Here is a 21573-nt window from a genome sequence, read left to right as displayed (position 1 = left end):
ATTAAACGATTGAAAAATTCTTGATAATCTCTTTCAACTGATTATCTATTTCCGGACTGGAAATTTTACCGTTTACAATATCAAAATTAGCATCAAAACTAGGCAATGATAACGTTGCTTTTATATTTCCTCCATAAAAAGGGAAAGCATTTTTTGCAATTGCCAAAACGTTACCACCACCTCTGGCTCCGGGAGAAGTTGCCATCAATAACATTGGTTTTTCTTGAAAAACCTTAGCATTTATTCTGGTGCACCAATCAAAAATATTCTTGAAAGCTGAAGAAAAATTTCCGTTATTTTCTGCCATTGAAATTACTAAAATATCAGTGGCGGCAATTTTAGCCAAAAATGCTTTGGCTAATTCATGCTGACCAATTTCTTCTTCGATATCAACAGTAAAAATCGGCATTTGAAAATCATTCAAGTCCAAAACCTCCACTTCGGCATTTTCGAAAAGATTTGCGGCATACGTTGCTAATTTTTTATTGATGGAGTTTTTACTGGGGCTTGCGCCAAAAGCGATAATTTTCATGATGATTAGTTTTTTTTAAAAGTAATAAAAATTCCAAATACAACATACAAGAATTTACCATTGATTAGTTAGATACAATTTTTTACTGCTAAATCCATACCCCAGATTGTAGCGGAAAGCATTTTTCCCATCAATCTTATTTTTTCTTGATGAAAAAGAGCGACCAAAGGAAGCTCCTTTTTTGTCTTAGAAAAAAGAGATTGATGGGGAAAATCTTGAAGTGGAAAGCTGGAATAGGTACAAAAAAAACCTGCAAAATTACTCATGCAGGTTTCCAAATTTATTTAATGAGATTGCGTTCCTCGCAATGACTAGACGTTGAATCTAAAATGCATTACATCACCATCTTTTACAATATATTCTTTTCCTTCTACCTTGAATTTTCCAGCTTCCTTACATTTAGCCTCTGAACCATAATGAACGAAATCTTCGTAAGCAATAACTTCGGCGCGGATGAATCCTTTTTCGAAATCAGTATGAATCACTCCCGCAGCTTGCGGCGCAGTTGCTCCAATATTTATAGTCCAAGCACGAACTTCTTTTACACCTGCTGTAAAATACGTTTGTTGTTTCAATAATTTGTAAGCTGCACGAATCAATACAGAAGCTCCTGGCTCAGTCAATCCCATATCTTCAAGAAAAACCTGACGTTCTTCGTAGCTTTCTAATTCCGTGATATCAGCTTCAGCGCCAACCGAAAGAATAATTACTTCGGCATCTTCGTCTTTAACTAATTCGCGAACCTGATCCACATATTTATTTCCACTCACTGCTGAATTTTCATCAACATTACAAACATACAAAACTGGTTTTGCCGTAATTAATTGAAAAGCCTCCATCAAAACCTCTTCGTCGTTATTTTGAGGAACTACTATTCTGGCGGATTTTGCCTGAAGTAACGTTTCTCTTATTCTATCTAAAAGAGCTTTCTCTGTTTGTGCTTCTTTATTTCCTGTTTTAGCGGCACGATTTACTTTTTCTAAACGTTTTTCAACATTTTCCAAATCTTTCAACTGCAACTCAATATCGATGGTTTCTTTGTCACGAATTGGGTTTACATTTCCATCAACGTGAACAATATTATCATTGTCAAAACAACGTAAAACATGAATGATTGCATTGCATTCTCTTATGTTTCCTAAAAACTGATTTCCTAAACCTTCTCCTTTACTGGCACCTTTTACTAAACCTGCAATATCTACAATATCTACCGTTGCCATTTGCACACGTTCCGGTTTAACCAATTCTTCTAATTTTTCCATTCTGGAATCTGGCACATTAACTACACCTATATTAGGTTCGATTGTACAAAAAGGAAAGTTAGCGCTTTGCGCTTTTGCATTTGATAAACAATTGAATAATGTTGATTTTCCAACATTCGGTAATCCTACAATTCCTGCTTTCATGATATTTTTGTTTCAGATAACAGTCGCCTGTTAAACGTTTTTACTATTTACTTCAAAAGTTTGCAAATATAAGATTTAATAAATACCGTAAAACCAAAATCAACAGATTAATCCGTTTTTAATAACTTTTGTATAAAAAAATACTGTGTTTGCTAAGGTTTTGTTAAAAAAAAATTATATTGCATCCGATTTGAAGCCAAATAAAAACCAAAAAATACTTAATTATGAAAAAAATTGCACTATTATTATTTCTCTTAAACGTCACGTTTCTTTTTGCACAAAAAGATATCTCTGGTGTCGTCAAGGATAATTCTGGCATAGCGCTACCAGGTGTAAACATTGTCGAAAAAGGTACTTCAAACGGTGTCTCAACAGATATTGATGGGACATATAAAATAAAAGTTAAAGATGGAGCCACTTTAGTTTTCAGCTATGTTGGCTTTTCTAATATGGAAAAAACGGCTACAAGCTCAAGAATTGATGTAATTTTATCCGAAGAAGGCGGACAACAACTAAAAGAAGTTCAAATTGTAGGATCAAGAAATACGAAAAGAACCGTTGTAAATTCGGCAGTGCCAATTGATATCATTAGCATGAAAGAACTTACGACACAAAGCGGAAAAATTGAAATCAACCAATTATTACAATACGTTGCCCCATCTTTTAACGCCAACAAACAATCTGGTTCTGATGGCGCCGATCACGTGGATCCTGCTTCTTTGAGAGGAATGGGACCAGATCAGACTTTAGTTTTAATTAACGGAAAAAGAAGACATCAATCTTCTCTAGTTACTCTTTACGGAACTCGTGGTAGAGGAAACACAGGAACCGATTTGAATGCAATTCCAGCGAGTGCCATCAAAAGAATCGAAATTTTGAGGGATGGTGCTGCCGCACAATATGGATCGGATGCCATTGCGGGGGTAATTAACATTGTTTTGAATGATAATGTGGATGAATTAACCGGCTCGGTAACTTACGGAGCATTTAACACCAATGCTAAAGGAGATTTTCTTCCTGGAACAGCTAATACTAAAAATTTCAGACTGGATGAAAATGGGAATGGAAATTCTTATGGAAAAAATAGAACCTTAGATGGAAATGCTGTGAAAATTGGAGCCAATTATGGAGTTGCAATTGGTAAAAAAGGTGGTTTTGCTAATTTCACTACAGAATATTTTAGTAAACAAAAAGTATTTCGTCCAGGTTACGATTTCCGAAAAGGTTTTGGTGAAGCTTCAATGGATAGTTACAATTTTACTGCAAATATTGCTATTCCAATTTCTGAAAAAACTAGCTTTTATACTTTTGCCGGTAGAAATTATAGAGATACAGACGCATATGCTTTTACAAGAAATAGTGGTAATGCCAATGTTGTAGAATCGGTTTATCCTGGAGGATATACACCAAGAATTACCTCTATAATTCTTGACAATTCTGTTACCGCCGGAGTTAGAACAGAAACCGAAAGCGGTTGGAAAATTGATATTAGTACTACTTACGGAATAAATAAGTTTCATTACGCCATAAAAGGAACAATGAACCCATCGCTACTTCAATCTTCACCTACGGAATTTGATGCTGGTGGCCATAGTTTGGCTCAAAATACAACTAATTTTGATTTTTCAAAAAATTATGATACAGTATTAGAGGGGATGAATCTTGCTTTTGGAGCCGAATACCGCACCGAACAATTCATTATTTTTACAGGTCAAGAAGGTTCTTACACTACATATGACACTAACGGACAACCCATTACTAATCCCGCAACTCAATCGCCTCCGATTGATCCAGTTTCTGGCGACCCAAGACCTGGAAGTTCTCAAGGTTTCCCTGGATACAGTCCGGCTAATGCAGTTGATAAAGCCCGTAATAACCTTTCATTGTACACTGATACCGAATTTGACATTACAAAAAGTCTCATGGTAAGTGCTGCTGTCCGATATGAAAAATATAGTGATTTTGGTAGTACCATCAACGGGAAATTAGCTTCAAGACTTAAACTTACAGATAATATTAATTTAAGAGGTTCGGTTAGTACAGGATTTCGTGCCCCATCATTAGCTCAGTCATATTACGGTTTGCATTTCACTAATATTGATGGAAGCGGTGCTACCGAAATTTTGCTTTCTCCTAACAACAGTCCGGTAACTAAATCTTTTGGAATTCAAAAACTCAATGAGGAGACAGCTGTAAATGCATCGTTAGGATTAACCTCAACATTTGGTAATTTTACAGCGACTGTTGACGGATATTTGATTAATGTAAAAGATAGAATTGTATTAACTAGCTATTTCGATGCATCAAGTAAAGGATTGGGCGTAGATCAAGTACAATTTTTTGCTAATGCAGCTAATACAAAGACTCTAGGTCTAGATATTGTTCTTGCTTGGAAGAAAAAATTTGATACTTCAAGCGTTAGTGCCACTCTTGTAGGAAATATCAATAACATGAAAATTTCAAAAGTCAACAATGGTGCTTTAGACAAAGACATCTTTTTCGGGGTAAGGGAACAAGCCTTTTTATTGGCTTCAGCCCCAAAAAATAAATTTGGTTTAAATCTTAACTATTCAAATAAAAATTTTGATGCAGGATTGGCTTTTACTCATTTTAGCAAAGTAGTTTTAATTGATTATAGTGGAGAAGATGATGTTTATTCCGCAAAAACCGTTACGGATTTAACTTTAGGCTATAAATTAACTAAAAATTTAAAATTGACTGTAGGTAGTAACAACCTTTTCAATATGTATCCAGACAAACAAGATGAAACAGGCAACACTGAAGCTGGTGGTTATTGGGATGCCGTTCAAATGGGATTCAACGGAGCCTATTATTATGCCAGACTTGGATTTAATTTCTAATTCATTTATTGAATAATTTGAAAAGGGCTGTCATATGACAGCCCTTTTTTTATATCCTCTTTTTGCTTAATTTTATAGTATATCTAAAAATCATGACAAATCTATATAGCGGAAAAATGGCGGCAATATTTGACGCTATGTACCAAACCTTCATCGATTATGATGAGGAATATCGTTTCTATAATAATTTAATCCAAGATAATAATTGCAAAACTATTTTGGAAATAGGCAGCGGAACAGGTAATCTAGCAAAAAGATTTCAAGAAAATCAGCAAGAATATATAGGATTAGATTACAGCGAAAGTATGATTGCTATTGCGAAAGAAAGGAATGAAAACTGCAATTTTATTTATGGAGACATGCGCGATTTCCAACTTAAAAACCCCGTGGATTCAATACTAATTACAGGACGATCTACTAGTTATATGATTACAAATGAAGATGTCAACACTACTTTTGGATCCATTAACGAAAATTTAACAAGTAACGGAATTGTTGTTTTTGATTTTATAGATGCCAATCGGTATATTCCTTATGCCAAAGAGAATCCTATTATTATTCATGAGGCAAAGTACGAAGGAGTCAATTATTATAGAAACAGTAATTGGAAAACAACTTCAGCAGAAAATTTCATATTGGAATGGGCTGCCCAATATTATACCATTAAAGAAGGTCAAAAAGAAATAATAGCTGATGATTTTTCTACTGTTCGCGTATTTACTTTGAATGAAATTCAATTATTTCTATATTTGAATGGTTTCGAAATAATCAAAACTATAGATCGAAAAACGTATGCTTATGATACGTATGTAATTGTCGCCAGAAAAAAACAATTACAAACAATTTAATATTCAATATTTTTTAGTGTGAATATTATAAATTTTTACCTAAATTATACAACAATCTTAAAGTCAGCTTAATATATCTTTATACCTTATAAATAATTAAAATTAGATATTATGAAAACTATAATGTTAGGTGTTGCAGCTTTTTTATTTACCTTAAATACTCAAGCTCAAAATACAAATGTAAAATCAGAAGTTAAAACAAATATTACAACAACTAAAGATTCTGAAGGCGCAAAAAAAATAATCCAAAGTCAGGAAATCAAAGAAGTACAAAATGTTGAATTGAAAGATGCTGATTCAAATGTTCTGAATAAAGATATAAAGGAAAGTCCTATACAAGTAACTTCAACTACAGCAGTCACTGCAAATGGTGTCACTAAAATTATTGAAGTTGACAGATCTGCTTATTACAATTTGGACGGGAAAAAATATCAAGTAGCTACCGATAAAAGTGGTTATACCATGTTCTTGCCAGATGGTAAAAAAGCTGCGGTTTTAAGAAAAACATCAAATAATAATTATATTTACAGAACAAAAAACGCCACTTCTTATGGTTATTTTGACGCCAATGGCAATCTAGTATTAGAAACATATGATGATAAAACGGATAAAGTAACGGTTACCACTTATATTATTGTCAAATAAAAATAAGTAAAGCCAACAATCAAAAAAAAATCCTGAGTTTAAACAAACTCAGGATTTTTTTTTGATTTAAACATAACTTATATTTATTCATTGTGTAAAAATGCCTGCCTGTTAAGCAAAGTCTCTTCACTTTCTACATGATTATCATCTGGAATACAACAGTCTACCGGACAAACAGCAGCACATTGTGGTTCATCATGAAATCCTTTACACTCGGTACATTTTCCAGGAACGATATAGTACACTTCATCAGAAATTGGGGTCTGAGCTTCATCAGAATCTACTTCAGTACCATCAAGCAAAATTACTTTTCCTTTAAGTTTGGTTCCATCTTTATATCTCCAATCGTCCGCTCCTTCGTATATTGCTGTATTTGGGCATTCTGGCTCACATGCGCCACAATTAATACATTCATCAGTTATTATAATTGCCATCTTTTTAATTTAGGAATTAAGAAATAAGATTTAGGATTTAAGATTCTTATATCTTTCCTCTTTTAATCTTTTAACTATACTTTTTATAGCTTATTTTTGTGCAAAATTACAATCAAAACTATTCATAAGCAAACATTATGACATTAGAAACAAAAAAAAATGTTTTTATTGAATTAGGAAAATTCTTAAATCAATTTTCTGAAAATAATACTATTAAAAAAAATACTGTTTTAGGTAACGATTTATTCTTTAATGATTTTATTGATTTAATAAAACTATCGCAATCTCATAATGGTTGGTATACTCCGGAACAAGTCTATTTTTCTATTCGTTCCTGGTCAGAAGCGCTTACTGAAGAAAATTTGAACCAATGGTTATCGGCTTATGATTTTCAAATAGCTGAATCTAAAAATATTGCTTTAATTCTCGCTGGAAATATTCCGTTAGTTGGTTTTCATGATTTTTTGTCGGTGTTAATTACTGGTCATAAAGTATTGATAAAAACATCCTCGAATGATCAACATTTATTGCCTTTTTTGGCTAAATATATTATAGCTATTGAACCTGAATTAGCCAATAGCATACATTTTGTAGATGGAAAACTAGAAAATTTTGATGCTGTTATAGCAACCGGAAGCAATAACACTGCACGTTATTTTGAATATTATTTTAAAGACAAACCTTCCATAATCCGAAAAAGCAGAAACTCAGTTGCCGTCTTGACTGGCAAGGAAACCAAAGAACAACTTACAGCGCTTGGTGAAGATATTTTTAGATATTTTGGTTTAGGATGCCGTAATGTATCTAAACTTTTTGTCCCGAAAGACTATTCTTTCGTTGCTTTTTTTGAAGCGATTTTCGAATATCAAGATGTTGTTCATTATGAAAAATATGCCAATAATTACGATTACAACAAAGCAGTTTTCCTGATGAGCAATTTTAAATTATTAGATAATGGATTTTTGACTTTAAAAGAGGATAAAAGTCACGCCTCCCCTATTTCTAGTGTTTTCTATGAATACTATACTACTAGTAATGATTTACAAATACGATTACAATCAGAAAGTGAGCAAATTCAATGTGTTGTAAGCGATTCTGTTATAGAAAACAGCATTGATTTTGGACAAACACAAAAACCTGCATTATGGGATTATGCGGATAACGTGGACACCATATCGTTTTTATTAACAATATAGACGAAAATTGTTTAATTATTGCGAATTATTTAACGATTTATAAACTCCTATTACCGAAATTTGCATTTTAATTTTTTGGACTTAAACTACACCATGAAAAAACACAACTACAGCGCAGGACCTTGTATCTTACCACAAGAAGTTTTTGAGAAATCAGCACAAGCTATTTTAAATTTCAACAATTCTGGTTTATCCATTTTAGAAATTTCGCACAGAAGCAAAGACTTCGTTGCCGTTATGGATGAGGCAAGAACTCTTGTTATTGAACTTTTAGGCCTTGAAGGCAAAGGATACCAAGCTTTATTTCTTGCTGGCGGAGCTAGTTTAGAATTTATTATGGCTCCTTATAATTTGATGAAAGAAGGTGGAAAATCTGCTTATCTTGATTCAGGAACTTGGGCATCAGCAGCCATAAAAGAAGCAAAATTATTTGGTGATACTGTTGTTGTCGCTTCATCAAAAGAAGAAAATTACAATCATATTCCAAAAGGATACACTGTACCTTCAGATGCTGATTATTTCCATTGTACCAGTAACAATACAATTTTTGGTACACAAATGAAGGAATTCCCTTCACTTGATATGCCAATTGTATGTGATATGAGTTCTGATATATTTTCAAGAGAATTAGATTTTTCGAAATTTGATTTGATCTATGCAGGAGCTCAAAAAAATATGGGTCCGGCAGGAACTACTTTGGTTGTTGTGAAAGAGGAAATTTTAGGTAAAAATGGCAGAATAATCCCAAGCATGTTGGATTACACTAAACATATCAAAGCAGAAAGTATGTACAATACTCCACCTGTTTTCCCAGTTTATGCATCGTTATTGACTTTACAATGGTTAAAAAACCTTGGAGGAGTTGCTGCAATTGAAAAAATAAATAATGCTAAAGCTGCATTACTTTATGGTGAAATTGACAGAAATCCATTATTTAAAGGAGCTGCAGCTGTTGAAGATCGCTCTACCATGAATGCTACTTTCTTATTGAATGATACTGCTCATGCAGAAACATTTGATGCCATGTGGAAAGCAGCTGGAATTTCAGGATTACCCGGACACCGTTCAGTGGGTGGTTACAGAGCTTCTATGTACAATGCGCTTCCATTAGAAAGTGTTCAAGTATTAGTTGATGTAATGAAAGAATTGGAAAAAAATATTTAATGATTTAAGAATTGAAGATTTAATAATTACAAAAATCAATTAGTAAATCTTTCAATTAAAATTACACTTTAAAATTATAAAATCCTGATTGAATCTTTAAATCATTTAATTTTTCAATCTTTAAATTAAAACATAAATGAAAGTATTAGCCAATGACGGAATTTCTAAAAGTGGAATTCTAGCTTTAGAAAAAGGTGGATTTGAAGTTATAACTACAAAAGTAGCGCAAGAACAAGTGGCTAACTTTGTAAATGAAAACAATGTAAGCGTTGTTTTGGTGCGTAGTGCTACCAAAGTTCGTAAAGATATTATTGACGCTTGCCCGGGACTAAAAATCATTGGTCGTGGTGGTGTAGGAATGGATAATATTGATGTAGACTATGCTAAAAGCAAAGGAATTCACGTAATTAATACCCCTGCTTCTTCATCAGAATCAGTGGCAGAATTGGTTTTTGCACACTTATTTTCTGGTGTTCGTTTTTTGCATGACTCTAACAGAAATATGCCTCTTGAAGGAGATACAAACTTTGAAGGTTTGAAAAAAGCATATGCTAACGGAATAGAATTAAGAGGAAAAACTCTTGGTGTTGTAGGAATTGGACGTATTGGTCAAGCTACTGCTAAAATGGCATTAGGTTTAGGAATGAAAGTGATTGCTGCTGATATGTTTATCCCTCAAATTGACGTTAAAGTCGAGTTTTTTGACGGTCAATCAATCACAACAACTATTGTTTCTCAATCATTGGAATCTTTATTTAAAGAAGCTGATTTTATAACATTACACGTTCCTGCTCAAGATGGTTACATCATTGGAGAGAAAGAATTGGCTATAATGAAAGACGGTGTAGGTATTGTAAACTGTGCTCGCGGCGGTGTTATTGATGAAGTTGCATTAGTGAAAGCATTGGACAGTGGAAAAGTATTATTCGCTGGATTGGATGTTTTTGAAAACGAACCAACTCCGGAAATGGCTATTTTGATGAACCATAAAATCTCAATGACTCCTCATATTGGAGCTGCAACAGGAGAAGCACAAGATAGAATTGGTACTGAATTAGCTTCACAAATTATTAGTTTGATGAAATAATTTTTTCTGTAATTAAATAAAAAGAGGATGTCCAAAAGGCATCCTCTTTTTTGTTAAATATATAATAATCAATTGTTTATTTTTTTGTAACTTTATGATATAATTATACAGATCATGAAAAATAGCGTTTACATAATAATGGTTTTTTTTTGTCTTCTTTTGGGTTGTAATGCTTCAAAAGCAACTTTCCCTAACACCGTTAAAACAGTTGCTACCCAGGGTGACACCGTAAGAATAGCCAATGATAAACTAGAATATGAAGTTTTGATAATTGACCCAGGCTTTAGCACTTGGGTAACCACTACAGCACTTCCAAGGAATTATTATTCGCAAAGTTATTTACAAAGTAAAAACCAAATGTGGGTTAGCGAATGGAACAGTCGTGTTTTACAACCCATGCGTTACAGTCCAAATTTATATGAAATGACCATAAATTATGATCCCAATATTGATTATGGATATGAGGTAAATTATTTAATTTATAATTACATGGTTTATTTTCAAAACAGGAATAAACAAAAACTTTTTGGTCATGTTCCCTTGAGATAATCTTCATATATTTGTAATCATTATAAATAAAGATGGAGAATTTAAAAAAACGATGGGGAATTGAAACTAATTTTCAATTGACAATTATTTTTGTTGTTTTTGCAATTACAGGTTCCGCTTCAGCTTGGTTGTCAAAACCATTTTGTTTTTGGTTGGGAATAACCAAAACTGACTTAGGTTTTTGGTTTACTCCTGTTCGACTACTACTAATTTTCCCGTTATATCAATTACTTTTAGTCTTAATAGGGTTTATTTTTGGACAATTTAAATTCTTTTGGGCTTTTGAGAAAAAAATGCTAAAAAAAATGGGTTTTGATTTTCTATTTAAAGAATAATAAAAACATCTCAATTTACTGTACGTTTTTGCTTTTTATCAAATAATTATAAATCCATGTCAAGGTAAATGTGGGAATAAAATCTGAAAAAGGTAAAATTTCCTCTAAGAAAGTAATTACTCCACCTACTTTACCAACACTTCCTTTATACATTGTTGTCATTAAATAACCTGCAATTGGTGCCCAAATTACATCAGAAAATTCTCCAACGAAAGGAACTGTAAACGATAACATTCCTATCGCGTCGAATAGTATTCCCAGAATAAGATTTCGCTTTTTATTATCGGTTGTATCGATTTGAATTGCTTCCATATTTCTTTAAAATTGCTTTTCATAAAAACATACAAATCTAATGCCAATTATTTTTTGAGTTTATCGTTATACACTTTTTGCAATTTTTCAATTTTTGGCGTAATTATATAACTGCAATAACCTTGCATTTTATTTTGGTTGTAATAATTTTGATGGTAATCTTCCGCCTCATAGAATTTTGAGGATGGTGAAACGGTTGTTACAATTGGTTTCCCAAAAGTATTTTCTTTGGTCATCAAAGCGATATACTCTTCTGATAATTGCTTCTGCGCCTCATTATTATAAAAAATTTCACTGCGGTATTGTATACCAATATCATTTCCTTGACGATTTAATGTTGTTGGATCATGAGTTGCAAAAAATATTTCCAATAATTCTCCGAAGGATATTGTAGTAGGATCAAAAGTAATCTGAATTGCTTCTGCATGACCGGTATCTCCATTACATATTTCCTTATATGTTGGATTAATCGTTTTCCCGCCAATATATCCAGAAACTACTTTATTCACTCCATTTAATTCTAAAAAAACGGCTTCGGTACACCAAAAACAACCTCCTGCAAACGTAGCTACTTCAAATTCGTTTTGTAATTCCATTTTTATAATTTTTTAGTTTTCCAAAAAAACTTAGTTGTCTGACTTTGGATAAAAATAAATTTTAAATCAAATTTAATCTAATAATTGAGACTGTTTATTGCCTATTAACTAAAGTTTATAATTTGTGGAAAGGAAATATAAATTGTATCTATTTAATAATCATTAAAATCTTTGTTTCTTTGTGAAAATAGTTTTAATATGATACATGCCAAAAATTTACATAAATATTACGATCAACTTCATGTCTTGAAAGGGGTTGATTTACATATCAAAAAAGGAGAAATTGTTTCTATTGTTGGTGCTTCGGGGGCGGGAAAAACAACGCTGTTGCAAATTCTTGGAACTTTAGACAAACCTACGATTGAAAATGAAATCGAATTACGAATCAATGACGAAGATATTCTGAAGATGAATGACAAGACTTTGTCTAAATTCAGAAATTTAAATTTAGGGTTTATATTCCAATTTCATCAATTACTTCCTGAATTTACAGCCTTGGAAAATGTTTGTATTCCTGCTTTCATTGCCAATAAATCCAAACAAGAAACTGAGATTGAAGCTGAAAAGCTGTTAACTTATCTTGGCCTTTCCCATCGAATGAATCACAAGCCTAACGAGCTTTCGGGAGGAGAACAACAACGTGTTGCTGTTGCAAGAGCATTGATCAACAAACCAGCAATCATTTTCGCCGATGAACCTTCGGGAAATTTAGATACTGCATCAGCTGAAAATTTGCATCAGCTATTTTTCAAATTAAGAGATGAATTTGGACAAACTTTCGTCATTGTGACCCATAACGAAGAATTAGCAAATATGGCGGACAGGAAACTTGTAATGGTGGATGGATTGATTAGTAATTAAAAAGGTTTAAAGTTCATTTGAAACGAAAACCACTTTAAGCATTAAACTTTAAACAATAAATGAATCATTCCGAACTAAAATCCTTTCTAGACGAGAAAGTCGAATTGTACAACAATCCCAATTTCATAGAAAGTGATCCCGTGCAAATCCCGCATTTATTTTCAATTAAGGAAGATATTGAAATCGCTGGTTTTCTCAGCGCAACTATTGCTTGGGGAAATCGTAAAATGATTATCAAAAATTCCTATAGAATGATGGATCTGATGGGAAGTGCACCCTACGATTTTATTATGTCTCACAGCGAAAAAGACTTAGAGCAATTTGAATTTTTTGTACACCGCACTTTTAACGGACAGGATTTTGCCAGTTTTATAAGAAGTTTAAAACACATTTATGAAAACCATGGTGGTTTAGAAGCTGTTTTCTCCCAACATCAATCTCAAGAAATGGAGAAAGCATCAACCCAAAGCAGTATTCATGAATTCAAAAAAATATTTTTTCAAATTCCACATCAACACAGAACACAAAAACACATTTCAGACCCGCTAAATAATTCAGCCGCTAAACGAATTAACATGTTTAAGCAGGTAATTAAGGTAGTATATAATTATTGCGCAAATTTGTTTACATTTGCCCGTATATAAAGGACTCACAACGAAATGGTAGAATTAAGTAAACTAGAGTTAAAAGATTTTTTGGATGCAAAAGTCCTTCAATACAACACCATTGACTTCATTGAACCAGACCCAATAAGTGTTCCTCATCGTTATTCTTTAAAAGAGGATATTGAAATTGCTGGATTTTTAGCTTCAACAATAGCATGGGGCAATCGAAAGATGATAACTAAAAATGGTCATCGAATGATGGACCTGTTAGGTGATTCACCGTATGATTTTGTAATGAATTATAATGATTATCAATTGGAACGATTGGAAGGATTTGTGCATCGAACGTTTAATTCAGTTGACTTTATCCATTTTATTAAAGCACTAAAATACATCTACACTTTTAAAGGTGGACTAGAAGTTATCTTTGATTCTTATCAATCGGAAGATTCTTTACAGCCAGCTATTTATGAACTTCATAAAATTTTTTTTGAAATTCCCCATTTGGAAAGAACTCGAAAACATGTGGCAAATCCATCCAAAGGCTCAGTTTCGAAGAGAATCAATATGTATTTGAGGTGGATGATCAGAAATGATAATAAAGGTGTTGATTTTGGTATTTGGAAAACTATATCACCTTCTAAATTAGCATGCCCATTGGATGTGCATTCCGGTAATGTTGCACGCAAGCTTGGCTTACTGACTCGAAATCAAAACGATTCTAAAGCTCTAAATGAATTAGATTGCAGCTTAAGGCTACTTGATCCGATTGACCCGGTAAAATATGATTTTGCCTTATTTGGATTGGGGATTTTTGAAGGATTCTAATTTTAGATTTTATTTAAAGTCACATCAAGACCTCAGGGTTATGAATCCTTTAATCTAACCTTCTGATGATGATAATTCTAGTGTTTATGGGTGTTTGTATTTTCTAATACAGATTTACGTTGTTTTAGGAAGTTTTCGTCACTCCTTTTCGTCACTCCTTTTGACTTGCGTTTTTAATTTAATTAATTGCTTTTAAAAATAAGTAGAATGTTATATTATTAATTTGGAATCCGGGTTGAGACTTTCACGGACATTTATAAACATAGGATTAAAATTGGAATACAATGAGTTTTTTTTCTATGGTAAATCGATTAAAGTCATTAACGCAAATTGCTGATATAGCCAGTAATTTATTCTTTTATTATTGTTTCAGTCATCCAGCCATTTCCTTTTACATCTTCTATATTTCCACAACCACTTTCTATAAAAAAAATGCTTTTAAGATTTTTTAAATCACTTTTTTTTATTTTGCGATGGATTATAATTTTTTGCTTTAAGGAAATAATTATTAATTGGATAGACTTATGTTCATTAATCCAATTTCCTTGAAAACGTGAAAAGGAATGGTGAAATTTGTTAAAAACACCAGTTTCATTTACATTACATAGGGTTCCTTTATTACTGTTATCTAATAAGTGTATAAACGCACCATTATGTTCTTCGGCAATTAACTTAAGAACGTCTTTCCCAATACCTTTGATTTGAGGATTTTTACTTTTAAATTCTATGTTTAAAATTCGGTGATATCTGTCCGAAACCCGCTTAAAAATACACATATCAATTGATGCGGATTGACCACTTCCATCTGATTTTATATCTTCATATAGTTTTCCAAAAGAATGTTTGAAAATCGTCGGTGTTTCAATAGAATAGAAAAATTCTTTATAGATTTCTTTAAATTCTTCTATAAATAAAAGACGAAGCTCTTGTTCTGAAATTCTATCCTTATGTTTCGTTCCATTCGCTTGTATTTTCATAGGAAAAATAAGTTGTACAGACGAATAGCCGCGATGTTGTTCATAATCCATTATAGAAAGATGGGCTAGAACTATTTTTGATAATTTAACTACATCTATTTTTTCTAAATACATTTTCTACTAGTATTATGTTACGAATTCTTCGATTCTGCGGCAATATTGGCTATAATGTAACACCGGCTTCAAGAAGTTTGGGATTTTTATTCCCAAACCTTTCCATTAGGATTGAAGCCAAATATATAAAAATGCTCATTCCATTAAACTATAATGCCCCAATTTCTTAAAGCAGCTTTAGCATCTTCTAACATGTAAATTCAAACACGCAAGTAAAATATTATTGAGCCAAACTAATCGTCAGCTTTTAGTTAAAAAGTTCCATTACTTCATATTTAACATTACGTGCACAACTTCAACTGAATCCCCATTGTTGTCATGTCTAGAAATACCGACTTTCATATTTGCAAAGCTATGAAGATCATCTCTTACGCTAAAACCCGAGATAGGATACTTTTCACCATAATCACTATTAGAATTCAGATCTTTTATATATTGCATATAATTGGTCCATAAGTTATCAAACCTTTCTGCCTCACCAAATACAACTATAAATTTGCGTTTAAGCTCATGTGTATCATATTTTGAAAGTAGTTTTGTCATATGCTCTGCAACTACAGTGTTCTTTGGACCACAACTTTCAAGTCTAAAACATTCAATGATGGTAACCGGAATTCCATTGGTCATCCTAATCATGATATCTAATTCGCCGGCTCCTTTACCACTACCTGAAAGCCCAGACCGTGTTTGATCTGAGATATTATGCCCTTTGGTTCTTAACAAATCAACAATATCATCATTAACAAGGTCCTCAATTTTCTTTTGAAACTTTCGCTCAAGAATTCTTGATCCTACTTCAATAAGATCATTTAGGATTTTATCAAGTGAATAGATAGGATTATTTTCAGGTTCTTGACTATCAATTTTATAAAGTCCAAGAAGTTTATGAACATTTACTCCTGTAGCACTTATTTCACAAGGTATTGTTTTGAAAGTATTGTCAGTGCCTATTCTTTTTACAAAAGTATAATTAAAAAGATGCGGACTCTTTGAATTAATGCATTCTGGGCAATTACAAGGAATTTTTTCAGGAACATCCGGATAGTTCAAAGATTGATGAATATCATTCAATTCTTTTCTTATAATTTCAAGTAAAAAGGAAGCATTGTTACCATTAATCCAAATGAAAAGTTTTCTAGAATATTGATCAGTAGTAATCAAAGCACGTGTATTTTCCCTTTGAATAATTACTCCATTTTTCCAAAAGGTTTTATCATATATTAAATTTCTTGTTCTTACAATAAAGCGAGCCATAATACCCGCTGGCATAAAGTCATAATGATATTCAAAGCGCAAATTATCTTTATAATCCCAATCAAATTCAAGTTTTTCAGGTTTTAGTAATTCTGGAATAAGAAAAACATTTTGTTCAACCTCAAAACATAACTCAAATTTCTTCATCAGTGTAACTATGTATGGACGCTTGTCACGCTCAAAATCGTCAAGAATACTGTCTAACATATTAGGGTCGAATTCACCATTACGGTTAATGACATCTTTTGAATCAAGAATTTTATATACTGCATTTGTTGCCCATTCGGGCTTTAAAAACAATATGTTTCTTAACAAATTATCTTCCTGAAAATGAAGAAAAACACCAAGATCATGAAAGTATTGACTTAAAAAAAGTGCCCTTTTATTTGACAAACCATGCTGATTACAGATGCTTAAATATTCGTCCGCTGAAATATAATTTGCTTCCAGAGTTTCTAGTATTGTTCTTATATCTAACCACACTTTAGGAAGCTTGTCCCCAATAAGAGGCAATGAATTAATTTCACTTCCAATTTGAGTGGTAAGTAAATCAATATTTTGACCAGTACATGCACTAACCTGATGGAATGAAACGATATTTTTGAATTTTGTTTTAAGAGATTTTTCATCAATGTTGATGATTCTTTCATCAATTTTATTGAGCACAACTATTATTGGCGAATTATTGCTCAGAAGACGGATGACATTAAGCCAATAATCAAAACTAATAAGATGTTGATCTGTTCGTGCCTCCCAAACTAATAAATAAAGTGATCTATTTGTTAAAAAAAATTGGTGAGTTGAATGGTAAATTTCTTGACCGCCAAAGTCCCAAATATTAACTCTAAAGTCAGGTGAGGAAGGTGTTTCAATTCTCCACGTTTTTATGTCAATTCCTTCTGTAGAATACGTTTCGGGAATTGAATTATGTATCAAACGATTTATTAAGTAAGTTTTTCCAACATTGCCTTGTCCAACAACTAGCAATTTTGCTTCAAATAACTGTACATTATCACCAAGCGATAAATAATAGTTTATAATTCCTGAAACTCCTTGAGAGGAAATTTCTACTGGTACTCTTCCGATGGGATTATTATCAAAATCTAAGAACTCGAGTGAAGTAAGATTTTCAAATTCCTTCGGCAAAGAACTAATCTTATTTCCGCTTAAATTCAACCTCCTTAGCTTCTTTAGTTTGCCAATACTAGTTGGTAAATAAGTAAGCTCATTGAAGCTTAAATCAAGTTCTATTAAGTTCTCTAACCTATCAAAAGCATCGTCTTCTATTAAACTTATCTTGTTCTCAGATAAATCTAATTTCTCAAGAGTCTCACAATCACTTACAGCAGTTGGAAATTCCTGCAATTTATTACCCTTCATACTTAAACTTTCACATTTTGAGTATGTAATTTTTTCTGCTGAAATTGATGTTATTTGATTATAGCTTATATCAACTTTTTCAATACTCATCAAATTCCTAAAGTAATGACTATTTATTTCATTTATTTGATTATCCGCCAAGTTAAGGTATCTAAGATTTTCAATTGTGAATATAATAGTTGGTAAAGTTTTAAGTGAATTATTTTTCAAACTTAGGTGTTCGAGTTTTTTAAATTGGAAGAACCAGTCGGGAATTTCGTGAATGGAATTTCCGAATAAATCAAGATACTTAATCCTAGTACAAATTTTGAGCTCGTTTGGAACCTCCTTTAGTCTGCCGGTTGTTAGTTGTACTTTATTAGTGTTAGATCTTAAATCTTTCAGTTTATCCTTGATGTGTGGCTTCATGTTCTTTGATTGTTTTTTATTCTAACTTTCAACTTTATGAAGATAGTTAGTTCAAAATTTATTATTTATAATTATGGTAAAAAAGGATTTCAAATTTCAACTCTCATTCTTTTCTGATTTTCTAAATGAGGTAGGCCCAAATCAATTGAAAACCAAAACCGTGGTGCCAATGTTATTAGGCGAAGTCCTTTTTAGGAAGCATACTAGACCTTAAATTCTTTTTCAACCGATTAGACATAGGTAAAAACGTTCCTAAAGTAACAGCTCCTGAGATAATAGCGCTAATTCCTGGAATCAATTTTGAAATGCCTCTTGAAAATGACTCTTTAGTCATTTTAACCCCAAACCACTTTGCAACTTGTTTAGATATTTGAAAAATTCCATATTTTGTTAATGCCTTTCTAGGCAATCGTTTAACTACTTCTTTAGCTAATTCATTGGATAATTTTGCTAGTGCTAAATTAGCAGCTTTTGCCCCAGACATTACGCCCATAAATAGTGTCAGCATTGCCAGAAAATCGTCGTCTGCATCTCCCTCCAATTCTGGATATCCATATACATAAGCTAGTTTTTGGGAAACAATAATTACGTGGTAATAATACTGAATTAAATCTCCTGGAACGGTTCCAAGCATTGCAAAGCCACCAGGAAATCCGGCTGCAGCCGATGTTCCAGTTGCTGCAATTGTATGAAGCTTTATTGAACTATTTGCAATTTTATCAAGTATTTCTATATCTATTCCAGCTTTGCCAGTCCCTATTTCTATTACTAATTGTAGTTGATCAGCAGTACAATATTTAGATAAATTATTTGTTAGAAACTGCGTTCTATTTATTTTTGCTCCCGGAATTTTAAGTACGGCATTAAGAACTCCAAACCAAATTTTTGTACTACCTTCGACTTTTTCCATCTTTTTATTTATATTAGTAATTTTTAATTATCGTAATCCTTGGATAACATTTCGCATAAAAGGCTGATCTCTGGTCGATGTGGCGGATTATGAGTACCTAATTTTTCGGCTAATGAACAATTTGGCAGGTATAAAACGACTTTAAATAAAGCGTAAACGCTTCATATTTTCAAACGGCGGATAAGTGCAGAGCGTTATGCTTCATCTTAGATCGAAAGAAACCAAGCCAATTGGCCAGATCTGTTGTAGTAGCTTTTATTCCTCGCATTACCAAAACATATACTTTCCACTCTGTTTTATATATAGATTTTTTTCATTTTTGAAACCCATTGTTTTTCTATATTGGTCATCAAATATGTCTCCATATTCTGGCTCCGTTTTAAAAGTATCAACATATTTTACTCCTTTTGGATTAATTTTTTTTGACAAATAGCCACCGCAAATTTCCAATTCATCTGAGCAAGATATTTTGCCATGTAAATTTTCTCTAAATAAAAGAAAATCAATAAAAAAATGTGGTTTCTTTCCTTGTGCTATCATTGTTAAAATAAAAATTTCAAGATCATAATATTTAACCGCCCAAGGATATAAATCTTCTTCTTTTATATTTAATAAATACGACAAATCATTTTGCACTAATCCAAAAGAATTAATGTTAACAATGATTGAAAAGCAGTCTTTAATAGTATTAGTATCAATTGTTTTAATAATTTTACCCTGATGGTCTTGTATTATTAGAGGTTCGTTTTGAAAAATTATGCTTTCAATACGAGATGTTTGTTCGTAACCATAGCCAATACTTTTTTTAAAGTCATCTTTAATTCTTACAAATGCTTTTTCAGGATTTCTAAAAGGCTCTCTTAGATTATAACCCTTAGCTTCAATGATAAAAGCATACTCTTGCCAAATAACCAATACATCCTGCTCGCAACCATTACTGTAATAACTTTCAAATACAATTATGTCATTCCCAAAAAACTTCTTGAATAAATCAATGATATTATTCTCCAATAAATTTCCTTTCAATTTCAAATACTTGTCCAATCTATCATTGGTCTTTGTCACTTCTTTTTCTAACCAATTATTAATTGAATGTATAACTTGTTTTACTTCAAAAACTTGGTAAATCCCATTTTCAAGATTTAATATTGGAAAATCATAAAGCGGGTTTCCGGGGTTAGTTTCTGTATAATATGTAAATGCTCTTTCTTCTCTTTTAATGGATATAAATCCAATTATCTTATTAATTGTATCTAGTGAAAGATTTTCCGTGACAAGTTCTTTAGGGTAGAAGCGATCTTTCATCCCGTAATCAATCATAAACTTTGACATGATTTCAAAATCTTTTGGTATACTTTCTTTTAAAAAGGCGGGTAAACTGTGATCTATGCCTGACTCAATATTAGTATAATCAGCCCAATTTTCTCTAAGTATTTCGGCATTGCTTGTATGACCTTGAAAATTATTTTGTACAACTCTATCTAAACTTTCATAAAATAAAATAAAATCATTTGTTTTTATGCCAAATTCTTTTTCCAAATGATCGTCAAAGTGTGTGAATAAATCATCAACCCAATTGATTATTTGTTCTTCGAAATTTAATGGTCCAACGTTGAAGTATGATAAGAAAGATGGTACTACTACATCTCTTATTTTTTTCCATTCTATAGCATCATCATTTTCATCGAATTCTAAAAGTTGTTCAAGATAATTTATTTCTATTTCGTTTAGTAGTCTAACTATTTCAGCCCATTTTGCAGGACAGTATACATAATCATGACCATTATTTTTATTCGTTGAAACATTTAATCCAGCCAAATAATAAAGTTGTCTCATTGGGGAAGAAAGCTGGCCAAGTTGATCATGGGCGCGTTCAGGACCACAATGCATCAAAAACGATAAATCTCCCAATAGCCATTGGGCGTCATAAGTGGAAATAAGTTCTTTTAACTGTTCTGATTTTTCTTTTAAGCTCATGATTTTTTTAAAATTGCAAGTAACTTATAATAATGGCCGACTTATCACCCTAAATTGTGTTGCTTTGTCTGACAAACGTCAGGGTTTATTTAATTTCAAATATATAATAATTTTCTTATAGGTAATCAAAAGAGCTTTTTATTTGTTGAATACTTTTTGGATTTATTGAAAACAGATTTCTCTAAATTTACTTTTGCTACTTAACGTAATTTCTTGTAGTACTTCAAATATGTAGTACTTTTTCCTATTCTCAAATTAAATTAACGGGTCAAAATTGTATTACATTTTTCCTTT

Annotated in this window: 19 protein-coding genes and 1 pseudogene; 11 read left to right on the top strand and 9 right to left on the bottom strand. The window is 32.1% G+C overall.

What is annotated here, in order from left to right:
• Position 1 precedes the first annotated feature (1 nt).
• Together C4S35_RS06020 and ychF are read right to left on the bottom strand one after the other, a co-directional pair.
• Entirely contained in the window at positions 2-532 is a 531-nt protein-coding gene (locus C4S35_RS06020; protein WP_103999315.1) for an NADPH-dependent FMN reductase, read from the bottom strand.
• 311 nt (positions 533-843) lie between these two features.
• Positions 844-1938 carry a redox-regulated ATPase YchF gene (gene ychF, locus C4S35_RS06010; protein WP_103999313.1) on the bottom strand — a complete coding sequence of 365 codons (1095 nt, stop codon included), beginning with the start codon at positions 1936-1938 and terminating at the stop codon, positions 844-846.
• Between the two features lie 224 nt (positions 1939-2162).
• Here ychF and C4S35_RS06005 point away from each other — a divergent pair, with 224 nt between their 5' ends.
• The 3 genes from C4S35_RS06005 (at position 2163) to C4S35_RS05995 (ending at position 6292) form a co-directional block, all read left to right on the top strand.
• Positions 2163-4799 (top strand): TonB-dependent receptor, encoded by a 2637-nt coding sequence (locus C4S35_RS06005; RefSeq protein WP_103999312.1) that lies wholly within the window; start codon positions 2163-2165, stop codon positions 4797-4799.
• Positions 4800-4891: 92 nt separating this feature from the next.
• A complete protein-coding gene (locus C4S35_RS06000; protein WP_103999311.1) occupies positions 4892-5647 on the top strand; it encodes a class I SAM-dependent DNA methyltransferase in 756 nt (251 codons plus the stop codon).
• A gap of 111 nt (positions 5648-5758) precedes the next feature.
• Positions 5759-6292, top strand: a complete 534-nt coding sequence (locus C4S35_RS05995) for a hypothetical protein (RefSeq protein ID WP_103999310.1) — start codon at positions 5759-5761, stop codon at positions 6290-6292.
• An 83-nt stretch (positions 6293-6375) separates the two neighbouring features.
• Here C4S35_RS05995 and C4S35_RS05990 read toward each other — a convergent pair whose 3' ends face one another.
• The gene (locus C4S35_RS05990) at positions 6376-6726 is read right to left on the bottom strand and encodes a 4Fe-4S dicluster domain-containing protein (protein ID WP_103999309.1); all 351 of its coding nucleotides are present in this window, start codon (positions 6724-6726) and stop codon (positions 6376-6378) included.
• A 137-nt stretch (positions 6727-6863) separates the two neighbouring features.
• Between C4S35_RS05990 and C4S35_RS05985 the strand changes: the two genes are divergently transcribed.
• The 5 genes from C4S35_RS05985 to C4S35_RS05965 all read left to right on the top strand — a co-directional run bounded on the left by C4S35_RS05985 (position 6864) and on the right by C4S35_RS05965 (position 11057).
• Positions 6864-7922, top strand: a complete 1059-nt coding sequence (locus tag C4S35_RS05985; protein ID WP_103999308.1) for an acyl-CoA reductase — start codon at positions 6864-6866, stop codon at positions 7920-7922.
• Positions 7923-8015: 93 nt separating this feature from the next.
• A complete protein-coding gene (serC, locus tag C4S35_RS05980) occupies positions 8016-9086 on the top strand; it encodes a 3-phosphoserine/phosphohydroxythreonine transaminase (protein ID WP_103999307.1) in 1071 nt (356 codons plus the stop codon).
• Between the two features lie 136 nt (positions 9087-9222).
• Positions 9223-10173 (top strand): D-2-hydroxyacid dehydrogenase, encoded by a 951-nt coding sequence (locus C4S35_RS05975; protein ID WP_103999306.1) that lies wholly within the window; start codon positions 9223-9225, stop codon positions 10171-10173.
• A 114-nt stretch (positions 10174-10287) separates the two neighbouring features.
• A complete protein-coding gene (locus tag C4S35_RS05970) occupies positions 10288-10722 on the top strand; it encodes a DUF6146 family protein (protein WP_103999305.1) in 435 nt (144 codons plus the stop codon).
• 32 nt (positions 10723-10754) lie between these two features.
• Positions 10755-11057, top strand: coding sequence for a DUF6787 family protein (locus tag C4S35_RS05965; RefSeq protein ID WP_103999304.1), 303 nt, complete (start codon positions 10755-10757; stop codon positions 11055-11057).
• Positions 11058-11072: 15 nt separating this feature from the next.
• On the opposite strand, the gene C4S35_RS05960 is transcribed toward C4S35_RS05965, so the two are convergent.
• Positions 11073-11369, bottom strand: coding sequence for a hypothetical protein (locus C4S35_RS05960; protein ID WP_103999303.1), 297 nt, complete (start codon positions 11367-11369; stop codon positions 11073-11075).
• A 47-nt stretch (positions 11370-11416) separates the two neighbouring features.
• Positions 11417-11965, bottom strand: a complete 549-nt coding sequence (msrA, locus tag C4S35_RS05955) for a peptide-methionine (S)-S-oxide reductase MsrA (RefSeq protein ID WP_103999302.1) — start codon at positions 11963-11965, stop codon at positions 11417-11419.
• Positions 11966-12163: 198 nt separating this feature from the next.
• On the opposite strand from msrA, the gene C4S35_RS05950 reads away from it, so the two are divergent.
• From C4S35_RS05950 to C4S35_RS05940, 3 genes and pseudogenes are all read left to right on the top strand, one after another.
• The gene (locus tag C4S35_RS05950) at positions 12164-12826 is read left to right on the top strand and encodes an ABC transporter ATP-binding protein (protein ID WP_103999301.1); all 663 of its coding nucleotides are present in this window, start codon (positions 12164-12166) and stop codon (positions 12824-12826) included.
• A 59-nt stretch (positions 12827-12885) separates the two neighbouring features.
• Positions 12886-13407, top strand: a pseudogene (locus C4S35_RS05945) (DUF2400 domain-containing protein); the annotation flags it as partial.
• Between the two features lie 78 nt (positions 13408-13485).
• A complete protein-coding gene (locus C4S35_RS05940) occupies positions 13486-14259 on the top strand; it encodes a TIGR02757 family protein (protein ID WP_103999299.1) in 774 nt (257 codons plus the stop codon).
• Between the two features lie 350 nt (positions 14260-14609).
• Here the strand turns inward: C4S35_RS05940 and C4S35_RS05935 are convergent, their stop codons facing one another.
• The 4 genes from C4S35_RS05935 to C4S35_RS05920 all read right to left on the bottom strand — a co-directional run bounded on the left by C4S35_RS05935 (position 14610) and on the right by C4S35_RS05920 (position 21279).
• Complete coding sequence (locus C4S35_RS05935) at positions 14610-15350, bottom strand: hypothetical protein (protein ID WP_103999298.1); 741 nt, start codon at positions 15348-15350, stop codon at positions 14610-14612.
• Between the two features lie 264 nt (positions 15351-15614).
• Positions 15615-18392, bottom strand: a complete 2778-nt coding sequence (locus C4S35_RS05930) for a COR domain-containing protein (RefSeq protein WP_103999297.1) — start codon at positions 18390-18392, stop codon at positions 15615-15617.
• A gap of 175 nt (positions 18393-18567) precedes the next feature.
• A complete protein-coding gene (locus C4S35_RS05925) occupies positions 18568-19302 on the bottom strand; it encodes a hypothetical protein (protein ID WP_103999296.1) in 735 nt (244 codons plus the stop codon).
• 267 nt (positions 19303-19569) lie between these two features.
• Positions 19570-21279 (bottom strand): hypothetical protein, encoded by a 1710-nt coding sequence (locus tag C4S35_RS05920; RefSeq protein ID WP_103999295.1) that lies wholly within the window; start codon positions 21277-21279, stop codon positions 19570-19572.
• Positions 21280-21573: the final 294 nt, after the last annotated feature.

Origin of the sequence: Flavobacterium urumqiense, assembly GCF_900108015.1 — a bacterium.
GTDB lineage: Bacteria > Bacteroidota > Bacteroidia > Flavobacteriales > Flavobacteriaceae > Flavobacterium > Flavobacterium urumqiense.
Note: the sequence above shows the minus strand (reverse complement) of the source record. Positions and strands in the feature narration are given on the sequence as shown.

Coding starts and splice junctions, on each gene's coding strand:
- C4S35_RS06020 (WP_103999315.1), bottom strand. CDS start 532: ATGAAAATTATCGCTTTTGGCGCAAGCCCCAGTAAAAACTCCATCAAT.
- ychF (WP_103999313.1), bottom strand. CDS start 1,938: ATGAAAGCAGGAATTGTAGGATTACCGAATGTTGGAAAATCAACATTA.
- C4S35_RS06005 (WP_103999312.1), top strand. CDS start 2,163: ATGAAAAAAATTGCACTATTATTATTTCTCTTAAACGTCACGTTTCTT.
- C4S35_RS06000 (WP_103999311.1), top strand. CDS start 4,892: ATGACAAATCTATATAGCGGAAAAATGGCGGCAATATTTGACGCTATG.
- C4S35_RS05995 (WP_103999310.1), top strand. CDS start 5,759: ATGAAAACTATAATGTTAGGTGTTGCAGCTTTTTTATTTACCTTAAAT.
- C4S35_RS05990 (WP_103999309.1), bottom strand. CDS start 6,726: ATGGCAATTATAATAACTGATGAATGTATTAATTGTGGCGCATGTGAG.
- C4S35_RS05985 (WP_103999308.1), top strand. CDS start 6,864: ATGACATTAGAAACAAAAAAAAATGTTTTTATTGAATTAGGAAAATTC.
- serC (WP_103999307.1), top strand. CDS start 8,016: ATGAAAAAACACAACTACAGCGCAGGACCTTGTATCTTACCACAAGAA.
- C4S35_RS05975 (WP_103999306.1), top strand. CDS start 9,223: ATGAAAGTATTAGCCAATGACGGAATTTCTAAAAGTGGAATTCTAGCT.
- C4S35_RS05970 (WP_103999305.1), top strand. CDS start 10,288: ATGAAAAATAGCGTTTACATAATAATGGTTTTTTTTTGTCTTCTTTTG.
- C4S35_RS05965 (WP_103999304.1), top strand. CDS start 10,755: ATGGAGAATTTAAAAAAACGATGGGGAATTGAAACTAATTTTCAATTG.
- C4S35_RS05960 (WP_103999303.1), bottom strand. CDS start 11,369: ATGGAAGCAATTCAAATCGATACAACCGATAATAAAAAGCGAAATCTT.
- msrA (WP_103999302.1), bottom strand. CDS start 11,965: ATGGAATTACAAAACGAATTTGAAGTAGCTACGTTTGCAGGAGGTTGT.
- C4S35_RS05950 (WP_103999301.1), top strand. CDS start 12,164: ATGATACATGCCAAAAATTTACATAAATATTACGATCAACTTCATGTC.
- C4S35_RS05940 (WP_103999299.1), top strand. CDS start 13,486: ATGGTAGAATTAAGTAAACTAGAGTTAAAAGATTTTTTGGATGCAAAA.
- C4S35_RS05935 (WP_103999298.1), bottom strand. CDS start 15,350: ATGTATTTAGAAAAAATAGATGTAGTTAAATTATCAAAAATAGTTCTA.
- C4S35_RS05930 (WP_103999297.1), bottom strand. CDS start 18,392: ATGAAGCCACACATCAAGGATAAACTGAAAGATTTAAGATCTAACACT.
- C4S35_RS05925 (WP_103999296.1), bottom strand. CDS start 19,302: ATGGAAAAAGTCGAAGGTAGTACAAAAATTTGGTTTGGAGTTCTTAAT.
- C4S35_RS05920 (WP_103999295.1), bottom strand. CDS start 21,279: ATGAGCTTAAAAGAAAAATCAGAACAGTTAAAAGAACTTATTTCCACT.